At 41.3% G+C, this 15,544-nt stretch carries 15 protein-coding genes; 6 read left to right on the forward strand and 9 right to left on the reverse strand.

The window, feature by feature from the left end:
• Window positions 1-158: 158 nt before the first annotated feature.
• The 3 genes from H509_RS0123330 to H509_RS0123340 all read left to right on the forward strand — a co-directional run bounded on the left by H509_RS0123330 (window position 159) and on the right by H509_RS0123340 (window position 3,258).
• Window positions 159-464, forward strand: a complete 306-nt coding sequence (locus H509_RS0123330) for an MTH1187 family thiamine-binding protein (protein ID WP_028547187.1) — start codon at window positions 159-161, stop codon at window positions 462-464.
• Between the two features lie 127 nt (window positions 465-591).
• Entirely contained in the window at window positions 592-2,229 is a 1,638-nt protein-coding gene (locus tag H509_RS0123335) for a formate--tetrahydrofolate ligase (RefSeq protein ID WP_028547188.1), read from the forward strand.
• Window positions 2,230-2,643: 414 nt separating this feature from the next.
• On the forward strand, window positions 2,644-3,258 hold the full coding sequence (locus H509_RS0123340; RefSeq protein WP_028547189.1) for an acetate uptake transporter: 615 nt from the start codon (window positions 2,644-2,646) through the stop codon (window positions 3,256-3,258).
• A 94-nt stretch (window positions 3,259-3,352) separates the two neighbouring features.
• Here the strand turns inward: H509_RS0123340 and H509_RS0123345 are convergent, their stop codons facing one another.
• The 7 genes from H509_RS0123345 to H509_RS0123375 all read right to left on the reverse strand — a co-directional run bounded on the left by H509_RS0123345 (window position 3,353) and on the right by H509_RS0123375 (window position 9,571).
• Window positions 3,353-4,018: an ABC transporter ATP-binding protein gene (locus H509_RS0123345; RefSeq protein WP_245596240.1), complete on the reverse strand. Its 666-nt coding sequence runs from the start codon at window positions 4,016-4,018 to the stop codon at window positions 3,353-3,355.
• 7 nt (window positions 4,019-4,025) lie between these two features.
• Window positions 4,026-5,306 carry an ABC transporter permease family protein gene (locus H509_RS0123350; RefSeq protein ID WP_028547191.1) on the reverse strand — a complete coding sequence of 427 codons (1,281 nt, stop codon included), beginning with the start codon at window positions 5,304-5,306 and terminating at the stop codon, window positions 4,026-4,028.
• Window positions 5,303-6,157 (reverse strand): FtsX-like permease family protein, encoded by an 855-nt coding sequence (locus H509_RS0123355; protein WP_157277921.1) that lies wholly within the window; start codon window positions 6,155-6,157, stop codon window positions 5,303-5,305. The genes H509_RS0123350 and H509_RS0123355 overlap by 4 nt, the downstream gene beginning before the upstream one ends.
• 189 nt (window positions 6,158-6,346) lie before the next feature.
• A complete protein-coding gene (locus H509_RS26990) occupies window positions 6,347-6,607 on the reverse strand; it encodes a hypothetical protein (RefSeq protein ID WP_157277923.1) in 261 nt (86 codons plus the stop codon).
• Between the two features lie 23 nt (window positions 6,608-6,630).
• Entirely contained in the window at window positions 6,631-6,777 is a 147-nt protein-coding gene (locus H509_RS28095) for a hypothetical protein (RefSeq protein ID WP_169451003.1), read from the reverse strand.
• A 398-nt stretch (window positions 6,778-7,175) separates the two neighbouring features.
• Window positions 7,176-8,165 (reverse strand): glycoside hydrolase family 130 protein, encoded by a 990-nt coding sequence (locus H509_RS0123370; RefSeq protein WP_028547193.1) that lies wholly within the window; start codon window positions 8,163-8,165, stop codon window positions 7,176-7,178.
• Window positions 8,166-8,509: 344 nt separating this feature from the next.
• Window positions 8,510-9,571: a LacI family DNA-binding transcriptional regulator gene (locus tag H509_RS0123375; RefSeq protein WP_036698745.1), complete on the reverse strand. Its 1,062-nt coding sequence runs from the start codon at window positions 9,569-9,571 to the stop codon at window positions 8,510-8,512.
• 313 nt (window positions 9,572-9,884) lie between these two features.
• Between H509_RS0123375 and H509_RS0123380 the strand changes: the two genes are divergently transcribed.
• The 3 genes from H509_RS0123380 to H509_RS0123390 all read left to right on the forward strand — a co-directional run bounded on the left by H509_RS0123380 (window position 9,885) and on the right by H509_RS0123390 (window position 12,711).
• On the forward strand, window positions 9,885-10,589 hold the full coding sequence (locus H509_RS0123380) for a response regulator transcription factor (RefSeq protein ID WP_028547195.1): 705 nt from the start codon (window positions 9,885-9,887) through the stop codon (window positions 10,587-10,589).
• The gene (locus H509_RS0123385) at window positions 10,586-11,662 is read left to right on the forward strand and encodes a sensor histidine kinase (protein ID WP_028547196.1); all 1,077 of its coding nucleotides are present in this window, start codon (window positions 10,586-10,588) and stop codon (window positions 11,660-11,662) included. The genes H509_RS0123380 and H509_RS0123385 overlap by 4 nt, the downstream gene beginning before the upstream one ends.
• An 80-nt stretch (window positions 11,663-11,742) precedes the next feature.
• The gene (locus tag H509_RS0123390; RefSeq protein ID WP_028547197.1) at window positions 11,743-12,711 is read left to right on the forward strand and encodes a D-alanyl-D-alanine carboxypeptidase family protein; all 969 of its coding nucleotides are present in this window, start codon (window positions 11,743-11,745) and stop codon (window positions 12,709-12,711) included.
• A 250-nt stretch (window positions 12,712-12,961) separates the two neighbouring features.
• Here H509_RS0123390 and H509_RS0123395 read toward each other — a convergent pair whose 3' ends face one another.
• The gene (locus H509_RS0123395; protein ID WP_028547198.1) at window positions 12,962-14,539 is read right to left on the reverse strand and encodes a recombinase family protein; all 1,578 of its coding nucleotides are present in this window, start codon (window positions 14,537-14,539) and stop codon (window positions 12,962-12,964) included.
• A gap of 83 nt (window positions 14,540-14,622) precedes the next feature.
• On the reverse strand, window positions 14,623-15,513 hold the full coding sequence (locus H509_RS0123400; protein ID WP_028547199.1) for a DUF2569 family protein: 891 nt from the start codon (window positions 15,511-15,513) through the stop codon (window positions 14,623-14,625).
• Window positions 15,514-15,544: the final 31 nt, after the last annotated feature.

Genomic DNA, 15,544 nt, shown 5'->3' on the forward strand with positions numbered 1-15,544 from the left:
TTGTACAATTTTACTGTAGAGATTTAAGGATGAAACGGTAGGAACATAACCCTATATTATGAAGTGTTTATATAAGAAGGCAACTTGAAATCTGAGCGCTTGCGAATGGCTAACTCCTTATCGTTAATGGTATGCTAGGGGCAGGAGGTGGGATTGTTATGGCAATTGCAGAAGTTACAATTATCCCCATTGGAACAGCAACAACAAGTCTTAGTAGTTATGTTGCAGGAATGCAGCATGTTTTAGCCCAAGAAGAAGGGATTACGTATGAGCTAACTTCCATGAGTACGATTATTGAAGGGCCGACAGACCGTTTATTTGCAGTTATACGTACGCTTCATGAATCGTTGTTTGAGGCTGGAGCAGGGCGTGTATCGACGAGTGTTAAAATAGATGACAGACGGGATCAGCCTTCTTCCTCCGCGCAGAAGCTCCGTTCTGTTCGAGAGAAGCTTCAAGGGTAAAGACGAACGTTCACTGTATATTAACTATTTAATGATAAGTTTTGGTACATATATGGCTTGATATACGTTAAAATAAGATCGGATATATAGTGAAAAGCAAATAAATGAACAGCAGGTGAGTCTATTCATGGAAGCGATTGTTAACGTTGCAGCTCAATTGGGTATTCAACCCGATCATTTGGAGCCTTATGGTAAGTATACTGCCAAGCTAAGTGAAGAATTGTGGGATACGGTGGCAAGTCGGGATAATGGCAAGTTAATTCTAGTTACTGCGATGAACCCAACGCCTGCGGGCGAGGGCAAGACATTAACGACGATCGGACTGACCCAAGGTCTGAATCGAATCGGACGGAAGGCGATAGCAGCCCTTCGTGAGCCCTCGCTTGGCCCATGTATGGGCATGAAGGGTGGTGCAACAGGCAGCGGTGCTGCTCAGATCGTGCCGGCTGAGGACATTAATTTGCATTTTACCGGTGATATTCACGCGGTTACTTCAGCTCATAATCTCGTAGCTGCTATGTTGGACAACCACATATTCCAAGGCAATGAGCTGCAAATCGACACGAATCGTATTTTATGGAAACGAGCGGTTGACATGAATGATCGTGCGCTTCGTCGGACGGTTATTGGTCTTGGAGATGGTAACGGATCTGTGCGTGAAGACGGATATATGATTACGACAGCTTCAGAGGTTATGGCTGTATTGGGGCTTGCTGAAAATAGAGCGGATTTGAAGCTGCGTCTTGGTCGTATGATTGTAGCGTATAGTACAGCAGACCGTATGATCACGGTCGATGATTTGCAGGCGACGGATGCGATGTGTGTGCTTCTTCGTCATGCCATCAAACCTAACCTGGTGCAGACGATTGAAGGTAATCCTGTGCTGGTTCATGGGGGACCGTTTGCTAATATCGCACATGGCTGCTCTAGTGTGAGAGCGACACGTTATGGCCTGAAACTGGCTGATTATGTCGTGACCGAGGCTGGTTTCGGTGCGGATCTGGGCGCTGAGAAATTTATGAACATCAAATGCAGACAAACGGGATTGTTCCCCTCCGTTGTCGTTATCGTAGCTACCGTTAAAGCGTTAAAATATAACGGTGGGGTCGCTAAAGACAAAGTGACAGAAGAGAATCGTGCTGCGCTGCGCGCAGGATTTGATAATCTCCGTCGGCATATCGAAAATGTGCGGAAGTTTGGCGTGCCGGCTGTAGTAGCTATTAATCGCTTCGCTTCCGATACGGAAGGTGAACTCGAGGATGTACTCGAGTACTGCCGCGCAATTGGATGTGACGCTGCCTTATCAGAAGCGTGGGCTCAAGGCGGAGCAGGGACGGAATCGCTGGCAAAGCAGGTAGCGGCAGTCGCGGATCTCTCGGAAGCGGCAGAGCAATTCCGTTATCTGTATGCGGATGATGCCCCGTTGATCGATAAGATCAAGACGGTTGTGCAGGAGATTTATCGTGGCGGGGACGTTCGCTTTACACCACGTGCTGCGCGCGCATTGCAGCGTATTGAGGCTGAGGTAGGAAGCGGCGTGCCGGTATGTATGGCTAAGACGCCGTATTCTTTCTCTGATCAGCCGAAGCTGCTCGGTGCTCCAGAAGGATTTACGATGGAAGTTCATGATGTGCGCCTGTCTCGTGGAGCAGGCTTTGTCGTAGTCGAAACAGGTGCTATTATGACGATGCCAGGCTTGCCTAAGCAACCTGCGGCGCTGCGGATGCGATTGGAAGAAGATGGGACAGTTGTCGGTTTAATGTAGAAAATGCGTCGAAACATGGGTAGATGATTGTATCATCCTGTCGTATTCAATTGGATATTACATATAAGGAAAGGCTGTAGAGCAGCATGTGAACTGCTCGCAGTCTTTTTTTGTTTGAAATCGTAGGCGCAATTGCATGGCTTGAATCGTGCAGCTGTACATATTTACAGTTTACAAAAGGCTTGTTTACAGGCTCAAAAGCAAAACAATGCGATTCAGCTAATGAATCCAAAAATGCTACTGCACGACTACTGTTCTCATAGGCGTATAAATGAGATCCCTTTTCCACAAATTACAATTGAATTAAGCATATCAAACCTGTGCAGCACTGTGTTAGAATAAGGCCTGTTGTGCTATTTTTCAGAAAATAATAAAAATTTCAGACGTTATCTTTAAAGGAGAGCATAGTCACACATGAAAACGGAACAACAGCAAGTTAAAATTGCTACGGCCGATCCAAGTGCCATTGGTTTGTTCGGTCTTGCGATGGTCACATTAGTCGCTTCGTCGCAGAAGCTGGGCTGGACAGAGGGTACTTCGTTTATTATTCCTTGGGCTATTTTTCTCGGCGCGTTTGCACAATTGTTTGCTTGCATTCACGATGCCAAGAAAGGGAACACATTTGGGACGACAGCGTTTGGCGGATATGCCTTCTTCTGGTTTGCAGTAGCTTCCTCCTGGCTGATCCAGCATGGTGTCTTTGGTGAATCACTGGCGGCAGGTGCGGATAAGCATCAATTGGGCATGGCGTTTTTAGGATATCTTATTTTCACGCTGTTTATGACGATAGGTGCAATGGAGACACATAAAGTATTGTTCTCTATTTTTGTGTTTATTGATTTCCTGTTTCTAGGTCTCACATTTGATGCATTTGGCATTGCGGCACATACGATGCATACGGTTGCGGCTGTGGCTGAATTGTGTATTGCAATTTTGAGCTTCTACGGTTCTGCGGCTGCGGTACTCAATACGCACTTTGGGCGTGAATTTTTGCCGGTAGGGAAGCCATTTGGTATTTTTAAAAAGTAACTTTTATGTATAAAATTATAATGGCAAGGCACAAAGGCCGCTAATGTCCGAGCATGGACGTTGCGGCCTTTATGTTTGCTTAATGATCGATACATTATTGTGCGTATACCAATCCCTCTTTTAATAATAGATAGGTTTCGTCACAATGATTGGAAACGGAGTCGTTGTGGGTTGCAATAATAGTTGTTGTCCCGTTTACCTTAAGGGAAGTAAAGTGATTTAATATAAGTGAAGCTGTTTCATCATCCAATGACCCAGTAGGTTCATCGGCTATGATCAGAGGTGGATTTTTGACTAGTGCGCGAATAATTCCTGCACGTTGTAATTGGCCGCCGGACAAAGATTTCACATTTTGATGAAGCAGATGCTCAATCTCAAATAGGTAACTTAAAGCTTCAATTTGTTTCATGTACTGTTGTTTTTGATCTTCCTCTTTTTCAAACCATAAGGGAACTGATATATTTTCCAAAACCGTTAATTCAGGAATCATAGGACTAAATTGTGAGATGTATCCGATCGTAGAACTGCGAAATTTAGTCAGGAAGTTATAGCTTCTATGCTCCATTTGTTTATTTTGATAAATATATTGTCCAGAAGTAGGACGTTCTAAGCCTGCTAATATATTCAGCATTGTGCTTTTTCCGACCCCGCTTTTACCTTTAATAGCAATCACCTTTCCGGTATCACAACTAAAATCAATCTGACTGAAGACGACATGTTTGTTGTATTGCTTTGAAATATTTTTCAGGGCTAGCAACAAGATTAAATCATCCTTTCAACTCGCGTACGATATCCAGCTTTGAGAATATCTTTTTTACAAATAGATAAGTCATTATGGTCATAAATAACGACAAAAGAAGAACAAGCAATAAATAGGTTAAAAATATAGGAATTGAGAAACCTGTTAGGATCATCGTAATAAGACAGGGAATGATACTTCCGATGAGATAAGTGATAAATGACTGTATGCTAATCATTAGGCACACATGATTTAATGTTGCTCCACTTATCAACAACACTTTGTAAGTAGATACATTTTTTTTCGTTTTAATGAATAAGGTGAGCAAAAGAATGCTCATGGTAATAACAAACATGAGGGAAGACACAAGCAGAAGCGTGAATTGGTTAGCTTCCGTCATTTGTACTAGCGTATTTATGCGCAGACTGTCTGCACCAATAATTGAAAATTGGTCAAAGCCTGTTTTTTGCGCGATGCTGCCTACTATTTTACGAATAGACAACGGGTCTAATTCAGAAATAATCATGCCATTTGCACGGGTAAGTAATAAAGCTTTAAAAAAGACAGGATATTTCACAGCATTTTTATTTAAGTATGATGGTGGATCTGAAAGTGACATTAACGGCAGGAGGACATACCGATCCAACAAGAGCTCAGGTCTGCTATTGGTTACAATTTTCTGTAAAGGCTGCACAATCCCAACGACCGTTCCTTTGAATGTTTGAAAGTAATAGTCGATGTCAATCTGATCACCAAGCTGGTAGACACCCGCATACTCTGCACCTAAAATAATAGGAATGTTGTCACCTGTTAAAATGTACTCATCTGCATCAAATGTTCGACCTTGTTGAAGCTGAACAACGTTTAAGTCAAACACATTTTGTGTAACTTGGACCGACTTGATAGAGGAATACTCTTTTCCATCTCTGTTACTGGTCTGTTCGCTATGTCCTAATTCATAGTAAGCTCCGAAAATAGCGCTGCCTTTAAAATCGGATATACCAATTGGCTGCCAATTGGCAATATAATATTGAAATTGAGTTGATGCGTGCATCAACTCAGAAAAGTCATGTAATCGATCATAATTGCTTGGTTTAGCAAAGAAGTTGACATCTTCTTCATTTATTAATCCATCCGAAATTTTATATAGCTGCTTATTTTTAAAATGGCTCATCGTACCCACTTCAAGTTTTGCCTGCTGCATATTAATAGATAGTGCCATTAAAAATAGAAACAAGATGATAGCGATGAAAAGATTAAGAAAATTGAGAAGTTTTCCTTGCTTAAAAAGTATGTGAATAATTCTCAATATTTTTGGCCGCCTTTCCGTATCGTGTAAGTAAGGACTGTTATGAAGCATTGAGCTGCTAAAAAAATGAGCATCCCTGTTATGGTAAGGAGTGCATATGCAATCCAATTATGGTCCCAGGTCGAATAGAGATAAGGCTGTGCAAGTAGGGCCAGCACAAACAGGAGCACAGAACTACCGATACAAGGTAATACCTTATAACGGAGCACTATACTATATATATGACGTATTGTATATCCAGTTATATACAGGATATGGATAACGTGTTTTTCCCTATTCATAGAGATTACACCGATCAAGACAAACATAATTAAGCCTAGGCTTAGGGATAGATACAGGCTGTTCATCAGCAAGCGGTTGGAGTGAAAGTTGTATGTGCCGTAGTTCTCTGGATAAATGATTTCGATTTCATTGGTATTAATGATACGGTTTAGTAGTTTCATTTTATGAGCAGAGGGCGTATTGAATATAAAATAGCTTCCCTGTTTCAAATCAACCTGAAATGAATTAGGCAGAAGCCATATTGCCGAATTTAACAAGTAAGAGTTAGTTTCGACAAAGGTTCCAGCCAATTGATACTCCGTTGGAATAATGCGATGGTTTGCATCTTTTCCTGATATTGCAATATTTTTTTTGTTAAAATGGAGGCGATCTGGATTGTTTAATTTAATTGGCGGAAGGGTTATATCTCCATTTATCCGTACTACTCTAGTGGGAGCAGTTACAGAACTAGACTGAAATAGAATGTATGGATCTTGTATTTGAAGAAACGGTTTATTTAGCTTGTTAAGCTTAAACGTGATAGCATTTTGATGCACATACCCGTTGTTGACCATGTTGATATAATCCAAACGAGCTTGGGAATAGTAGATCGACAGAAAGATTAAGCCAAAGAGTGAAAATACGATATAAGACGTGACATTTTTCCTTACTAGTGAATGGATCATTGTAGCTATAAGAGGGAGATTATCCTGGAAGTGTGAGGATGTTTTATGTACGTTTTGTATCCCAGGATAATCTCTTACTATCTCCTTCGTAAATTATTCATTTCCCCAGTAAGTGCGTGCCTGTGCATAATCTGCATTTACATATTCGGTTTCTGCTTTAGTATAATTGTTACCCCAAACACGCTCAGTATCACCAATATTTCCACTGAGTGGCCACACATACTCACATCTGGCTCGTGTATAATGTAGCATTCCACTCCACCAAGTTTCACCAATTAATTTAGACTGATGAATACTACCTATTTCTTTATTTATTCTTGTTGCTTTGTGATCTTCAGGCTCAGATGAGGCCAATATAGAAAAGGAGTCAGTATTGTTCACATTTGTATAGTATCCACGTTCTTCACTCCAACCCCCAGAGGCACTTCCTGTTTTAGAAAACGTGATTTCATCTTCAGATGCTGTAGCGGACGAAACAGATACACAATTGCAGCAAATAAAACGGTGGTAACAAGCTTTTTCATGCTCAATCGCTCATTATTACAAATGTTGGTTAATAAATCACTGTGAATATAGCACATATGTAAGATCATGTAAATCGGGTTTTTGGGATAATTTAGAATGTTTCGTAGATGGATTACGTTTATTTTAATAGACAACTTTGTACAGCGAAATGCTGTGCGGATCGATAGTTTACACGGAGATGAGATAAAAAATAAAATCCCCCTGCTCCGCGGGCAACGGAACAGAGGGTGTGGGGTTACAAAGAAAGCATGTATCATGGGTACGAACCATGCAACTTTGTTACTGATAACATTATTATAACCCGTATCGTCACAAATCGCGAATGTTACTGTAACATTGTGTTGAAATGTGTCACGATACGATCTATTACATGGAATAAACAGCGTATTGTTGCTGCTTATTCAACGCGCGAGTTGTTTTTCACAAACTCGATAATTTCGTCAACATAACCGAATGCGATTGCTGTTACGGTATCAGCAGCGCCATAATAAATCGCGATTCGTCCTGTTTCTGCGTCTACCAACGATGCACATGGGAATGCAACGTTAGGTACGTCTCCTACGCACTCATACAAAGTGGAAGGTTGGAGCAGGTAAGGTTCACTGCGGTATTTAACTTTCCAAGGCTGATCCAGATCAAGCAAAGCAGCACCGAATGCATATACGAATCCATTACAGGAATTCAATACGCCGTGATAAATCATCAACCAGCCTTCGCTAGTCTCGATTGGAATCGGACCTGCGCCGACTTTCTTGCTCTGCCAGCCACCAAGCGGCGCCATTACATGGCGATGACGACCCCAGAACTCCAAGTCAGGGCTCTCGCTGTAGAAGATGTCGCCAAACGGAGTATGCCCCGTATCGGATGGGCGGCTAACCATTGCGTAGTTGCCGTTAATCTTACGTGGGAACATCACGCCATTACGGTTGTAAGGCAGGAATGCATTCTCCAATTGATGGAATGTTTTAAAGTCGTAAGTGTATGCTACGCCGATTGTCGGTCCGTGGTAAAGGTTACACCAAGTCACGATAAAGCGATCTTCAATCCAGCATACGCGTGGATCGTAACCTTCAATGAAGTTGCCGATCTCAGGATCGTCGCATTCAAATTTGAGCGGCTCGTGGTTAATATCCCAGTTTAGGCCGTCTTTACTGAAGCCGACGTGCAGACGCATGTAGCGGTTGCGGTCATCACAACGGAATACACCAGCGAATCCGTCTTCGAAAGGCACAACTGCACTGTTGAAGATGCTGTTGGAATTGGGCAGTAAATCACGCGGAATAACCGGATTCTGGCTGTAACGCCACAATACGTCGCGATGTCCCTCAGGACGTTCTTCCCAAGGCATGTTCGGGATGTTAGGACCGATAATATTAACTTTACTCATGATCTAACCTCGCTTTGCTTCTAAAAGTATAAAATCCATAGGTGCAGCACATAGGCAAGCTAGCTCACCATGTAATATGCATACTTTACAAATGACAACCGACCTGAGAGAGAGAACCAATGGCAGCTTGAGTAGAGAGAACTAGAGAGAGCACCTTATTATATAAAAGTATGAGTAAACTCAAGTCCATTTATGTGCCGAGTTATTCATCATGTAAAGTGTACATGGCCCACTGGCATGTTAGCGTTTTCTTTACAATATAAATGTAAAATAAAATGCACACTATGTCAATACATAAGTGTGCATTTTATAAATAATTATTGATTTAATATTACATTTGGGCATCATTTTGCATGTTTAGCATCTTTAAGCTGCACATTTAGGCGGATTAGTTCCTTTGGACGTTCCGGATGGGCGATTCTCCAGATCAATTGCTCGCCTGCACGTAAGCCGAGCTCTTCTTTTGGTACGTCGACTGTAGGAATACTCGGATGTACGTAAGCAAGCTCGCCAATGTTGTCAAAACCCGTCAAAATGATATCTTCAGGCACACGCTTGCCTTCTTCACGCATTAAATTCATAAGCTCGACCGCAATGGCGTCGTTCGCACAAACAAAGGCCCGCGGATACTGCTTCATTGCACCAAGTGCTTCACGCAGTTCTGCTTCATAATAGTAATGTCGTGGCAACGTATTCACGATTTGAAGCGCAGGGTCAAGCTCAACACCGAATTCACGGAGAGCCATCTGGAATCCGCTCCAACGTTCCCAGTAACTTAGGCAGGAACCGATGTCCCCGACGAAGCCAATGTCGGTACAGCCTTGCTCAAGCAAGCTTTTGGTTAATCTGTATACACTATCTAGGTTATTTACGAGCAGTGTATCGGTTTTAAGCAGATTCATCGTAAAATCTGCGTACGTATCGATAAATAGTGCGGGTATGCCAGTATGTTCAATCCGCTCGTAATATGCTCGCAAAAAAGATCCGATCGTAATAATGCCAGCAGGGGTTTGCTGTGAAAATAAAGGCGGCAGCCGGAGCTCATTTTCTTCCTCCATGTCAACGATTGACATCGCCACGGTGTAGCCTGCTTCTTTAAGTGAGGTGTTTAGTCCACGCAAAAAGGGTGACCAATAATGGTTGCCTACATAATCGGAATGTGTTAACAACGCAATAAGTCGATTTCCCATATGGGCGGCGTGCTCTGGACGACTATGCTTTAATTGGGTAATGGATTCTAACATGCCAGGCGGGAATTTGGTGTAGCCCATGTCAATGGCATGCTGGATAATGCGCAGACGCGTATCTTCTTTTAATCCAGGCTCATTGTTAAGCGCTTTCGAAACGGTGTTGCGTGATAGCTGAAGCGCGTCTGCAATGTGCTGCTGCGTAATTTTCTTTGTCATACGGGATTCGCTCCAATGTATAAAAGTAGTCCGGACTTGGTTCGCTAGGTTATATGTCAAGTATAAAGTAGCTTTACAATTTTGACAAATGTAAAGTTGGATGGCTGCTATAAAAGAAGTACAGGTTCAAGCCGAATGAGAATAATAAACTGTGCTACACTAAGCAAATATATACAATCATCATGTTTTCTTCATACTTTCCCCATAAAATGATAACGGTTGTTACTTACAATAAGCAGTAAGAGCGTGGAATTAAAGATTAGTGTGTTATATACGTTGTGAAGTATACGGTTAAGATGAGGAGTGTACACGAATGACAGCCATTCTTGTTGTAGATGATGATCGAGAAATCGCGAATTTAATTCGTATTTATATAATAAACGAAGGTTATGAATGTGTACTTGCCCATGATGGGCTTGAAGCGCTGCAACGGATAGAGGAGAAGCCAATTGATCTTGTTATTTTGGACGTGATGATGCCTAAATTAGATGGATTAGGTGTAACAAGAGTGATACGTGAGCGTCATGCGACTCCGATTCTTATGCTTAGCGCCAAAACGGAGGATATGGACAAAATTATGGGTTTGATGACAGGGGCGGACGATTATATGGCAAAGCCCTTTAATCCGCTGGAGCTTATGGCGCGTGTGAAATCGCTGCTGCGGCGTACCTATCAGCTTAATCCACGGCTTGCTGAAGGAGATGCCGGAAGCCCCAACAAAGTTATTAGTCTTGGAAAGTTAGAAGTAAACAGGGAGTTGCATACGGTAAAAGTAGACCATCAAGCCGTCCACTTAACTTCCATAGAATTTGAAATACTATATACGATGGTTCGATATCCAGGGAGAGTGTTTCGGGCAGAAGATTTGTATGAACTCGTATGGAAGGAGCCATTTCAAGGCGCGCATAATACGATCGCCGCACATATTAGCAAGCTGAGAGACAAACTGCACAAGCAAGGTTATATGTTTATTCATACCGTGTGGGGTGTTGGCTACAAGGTGGAGGCGGAAGCATGAAGCTGAATTGGAAGCTATTGTTGTCCTTGCCGTTGTGTATCCTATTAGCAGGTGCAACCACGGGATTGAGTTATTTAGCCATTTCGACGGTATACAAAAGTTTTTACTTTTCTACCTTTACCGCCTTCATTCGCTATTTGGATGACGTAGTTGGAGTGATGGTCTTATCCGTTATGTACACATTGATATGGTTTGCGGTGTACTTTGTTTTGTTTACAAGTCTACTAATACGCCGTATTCTTCGGGTGACAAAAACGGTTCAGCATATTGCGGAGGGTGATCTGACGCAAAGAATTAAAGTATCTGCTAAGGATGAGATCGGTCAACTCGAACATCATATTAACGTCATGGCGGAACAGCTCAGTAAATCAATAGAAGAGGAGCGACGGGCAGAGCAGACCAAGACGGAGCTCGTCACGAATGTATCTCATGATCTCAGGACACCCTTAACCTCAATTATCGGTTATCTTGGACTGGTTGAACAAGACAAGTATCGGGACGAATTGGAGCTTCGGCACTATATTAGCATCGCTTACGAAAAGTCCAAACGATTACATCTTATGATCGAGGATTTATTTGAATACACACGAATGAGCGGAGGCATGCCGCTGCATTTGGGACGAGTAAATTTGTCGGAGCTAGTGGGCCAATTGTACGTCCACTATCGCTATCCTATGGAGCAAGCAGGGCTGCAACTGCGGATGAACAATGCCGATCAATCTTTATTTATGATGGCTGACTCTTTAAAGCTTGTACGTGTATTTGAGAATTTACTGTCCAACGCCATGAAGTATGGTACGGGTGGTGATGCGGTTGACCTAAACGTATCGATCATCGCTGACGAAGCTCAAATTGAGATCGTTAATTATGGGACGCCCATTCCACAGCAGGATTTGCCGTACGTGTTTGATCGATTCTATCGGGTGGACAAGTCAAGGGGCGAAGAGCAGGAGGGATCAGGGTTAGGTCTCGCTATTTCACGCGCAATTGTGGAATTACATAATGGAAGTATTTGGGCGGAAAGTAACACATTTCAGACTCGATTCGTAATCAGACTGCCGTTAACATCATAATTTCATCATAAATTCGCAAACATTCATTCACTTCTGTTGTTTAAACTAAGCCTAATCAATAAAAGAACAGGGTGGATGAGATGAAGAACAAAACTAAGCCAACGTTCAAGTGGAAGCGGCTGATTGGAGTTCTATTTATAGTGGGTGGATTGTTGTTTGTAGTGAAGGAATTTGGTGCTCCTTTACAGGGAGTGTATTCCCGAATTCAAGAGCGAGTATTTGTGACTACGAACAATAAAGAGCTGGCGTTAAGCTCCTTAGAAGCCAGTGCTGCATTTGTTATAGATGCGGAGAACGGCGATGTGCTGTTCTATAAGAATGAGAACAAGCTGCTGCCGCCTGCCAGCACAACGAAGATTATGACAGCTTTATTGGCAGTGGAGCAGGCTGATCCCGCTGAGAGGGTAATTGTGGGCAGGGAAGTAAACTGGACCGCTCCAGATGAGAGCAAGGCTGGGCTTGCCCCAGGGCAGTTGTTAACGTGGCGGGAGTTAATATCAGCGATGATGCTGCCGTCTGGTAATGATGCCGCAAGAACGATTGCTGTGCAGATTGGCATGAAGCATGCTCCGGCCGGATCAACTCGACAGCAAGCCTATGATGTATTTGTCAGCCAAATGAATAAGAAAGCCTCCGAGCTAGGAATGGAGAATACTCATTTTGCCAATCCACATGGCATGCCTGACCAGGAGCATTATTCCACAGCTAAGGATTTAGCTATACTGGCCCGCGCAGCAATGGAAAACGAAATTTTTCGTAACATTGTGATGGAGCCAGAGGCTAGCTTGAACTTGACGTCTGAGGACAATCAGGTAGAAAAGAGGGTATATAACCGCAACCAACTGCTGCAGATGGATAGTGGTCATTTTTATGAGGGTGCAAACGGCATCAAGACGGGCTTCACCGATCAAGCTGGTTATTGTCTTGTCTCATCAGCCAATCGGAATGGTCATAAAGTAATCGCAGTTGCGCTGCATTCCACTGAAGATCAAATTTGGAGTGACTCTCATACGTTATTAAATTACGGATTTGCACATGTAAATTCATAAATATAGAAGCCCCGGCTGTTCTCCTTATATAGTAGGAACGGTCGGGGCTTCTATATTGTAAAGGTGGTGCCAAAGAACGTCATTATATACAATCAAATGACAAAAGGAGTGTCCATATAACCGCTACTTATGAGCTACTTTAGTAGAAGTTGTTTTTAAGCCTAGTGCTATAGTAGGAATTTTATAGAAACGCCTTGGCAGGGCTAAAGGCTCTTATTAAAATGAGTACAAATGAGTTAGCACATTCAAACTATAAGTCAGACGTGCTTTCATTTATCCTTGGATATAGCATAAGTTCAAAGTCATCTTCTCTTTGATGCTTCTCTTTTACATAGACAACCTTTTCTATAACGGATTTTAATAGATTGTTTTTTGTCTCTGCATCAGGTGATTCGTGATACAGTTTAATAACGCTTTCTACTTGGGGGATGGTGCTCTTTTGAGCTTGCTTCCTCTTTTTTTCTTGCCCAAGTTCTTGTTCGGCTTTATCCCTCAAAGATTGGGCTTCCTCTATACGCTCTGCAAGCTCCTGAGATCGTTGAAGAAACATTTCAATCGTGTACACCTTTTGCTCCAGCAAATCGTGAAGATAACTTTTCTGCCCCTCTAGGTCGGATAGTTGTTTTTGATGTTGGTTTAGATTATTTTCTTTTACATTAATGACATTATCTATCATCCTATCTTTACGATTTGATTTACTCTTGTCCCAATCAGCTTTATATTTATCGAGCCATATCTCAAGGGATTTAAGGATAGCATTTTCAATGTGTATAAATTTTGAACTCTTGTTATCACAATTTTGTGTTTGACAAACCATTTGTGCAGCTGCACTTGATTGATGGTATGTCATAAGTTGAATTTTTTTACCACATTTCTTACATATTACAAGGCCAGAAAGTGGGTTTTTTAAACCTTTCCCGAGCATAACACCTGGTGGCTTATATCTACTATCCATAATTTCTTGTGCACGTATCCATATCGCTATATCTATTATTGCTGGGTGTTTTGCTTTATTTTTTGTATAAGTTCCAAGCGGAGAAACAGGTCTTCTATATTTCCCATTTTTTGTTCTTACCACACCTTTTTTCATTCTTCTTTTACCCCAATGAACACTACTTACATAAATATCATTACGTATAATATCTCTGACAGTTGGAGTTGACCAAAGTTTATTTTTTTTTGTTTTTATTCCCATTTCATTTAATTTACGAGCAATTAATGATGTACCTATAGATTCATTAACATATAGATCAAATATCATTTTCACAATTGGCGCCTCATCCTGATTAATCTCTAAAGATGGGCTATCATCCGGTAAAAATATTTTATTGTATCCATACGGTGCTAAGCTTCCTATATAATTACCTTCTTCTACAGAAGATACTCTACCACGTTGTAGGCGCTTGTTGATGAACTTATACTCTTTCCGAGCCATGAACATAGAGAACTCAGTGTACTCTTCATCAAACTCGTCATCTAAGTCATACACCTTGTTAGGTGTGATGATTTTAGTGTGAGACTCCTTAAAAGCTTTGAATACTATGCCTTGATCTATGCTGTCACCGCGACCCAGACGATCAATGTCAACAACAAGTACTCCTGTCCACTGTCCACTTTCTACTTCATGTAATACTTGTTGGACCACAGGACGATCCATAATGTTTTCGCCTGTAACTATCTCTGGATATATTTCCGTAATATTAATGTTCAAACGCTTAGCTGTAGACAGTAGGATTCGTTTGTGTCTGGCTAATGTTTCACCTTCACCTCTGGCTTCAGCTTCTAGGTCAGCCCGTGATTTACGTAAGTAGATACAGTATTGTTCCATAGACATAACCTCCTTGAGGTAATTGTATGAGATTAAGGACAAATAAAAAAGCCCAGTTAGGGCTTAAGGTACTGAATATATTTCTATTTATTATTTTTTTCTTCAGATCCGAATAAGTCGATAATAATCAAAGCTATTACTGATAATAATGTTTGAACCATAAATTCAAGAATACCCCATATAAAACCAATAACAACCATGCTGCCTACACCGTTCCAAAACCCACCTTCATATTCATTCTGAGTTGGCCATAATGTTCCGCCAGCGAATGTAATGTAAACTGCATAAAGTGCATATATTCCAGATGCTATGCCCCATAAGTAGTTCATTATAACCAAAAATAGATATGTTATATTGCTAACTAATGTTGATCCTTGCCTTCTCTTAGACATTACGAATGTATTTTGGACACGTTGAGATTTTACAAAATATGATATCCAAAGAAGAGATACAACTACGGATGCTATTAATCTAATAAATAAATCATCAACTGCATTTGATAATATACCATTTAAATCTTTGTTTATTATGTAGGAAATCCAATATATAGCCCCTGCCATAATCGCTGAGAGCATAAAGAAAGATCTAGCGATATTAGGTAATTTATTGGACTGTTTAAAAGATAGGAAACAGATTACAACAATTATTGCAAGTAATATTCCTGATCCATATAAATTAACATTGTGATAAAGCTCCCATAAGTAATGATAACCATTATAGTTGGGATCATTTAAGTTTTTGTAATCAATCGTACCCATAAAATCAATGAAGTTGTTGATTGAATTGAAATAACTATAAGCAGCTAGCATCAAACTGAAATAAAATAGTAATAACCATCCACCTAGCCCTACTGGTTCATGAGATGACTTTTTACTTCTTATTAAATTTCCATCAGAATTTGAATTATTATTTCGTAGTACTTCACGGAGCTCGTGTTCAGACATTTTCTCTATTTCTTCATCTGAGTATTTCATTATTGTTTGATGACCTCCCATAATTAGCCTT

Origin of the sequence: Paenibacillus taiwanensis DSM 18679, from assembly GCF_000425125.1 — a bacterium.
Classification (GTDB): domain Bacteria; phylum Bacillota; class Bacilli; order Paenibacillales; family Paenibacillaceae; genus Paenibacillus_B; species Paenibacillus_B taiwanensis.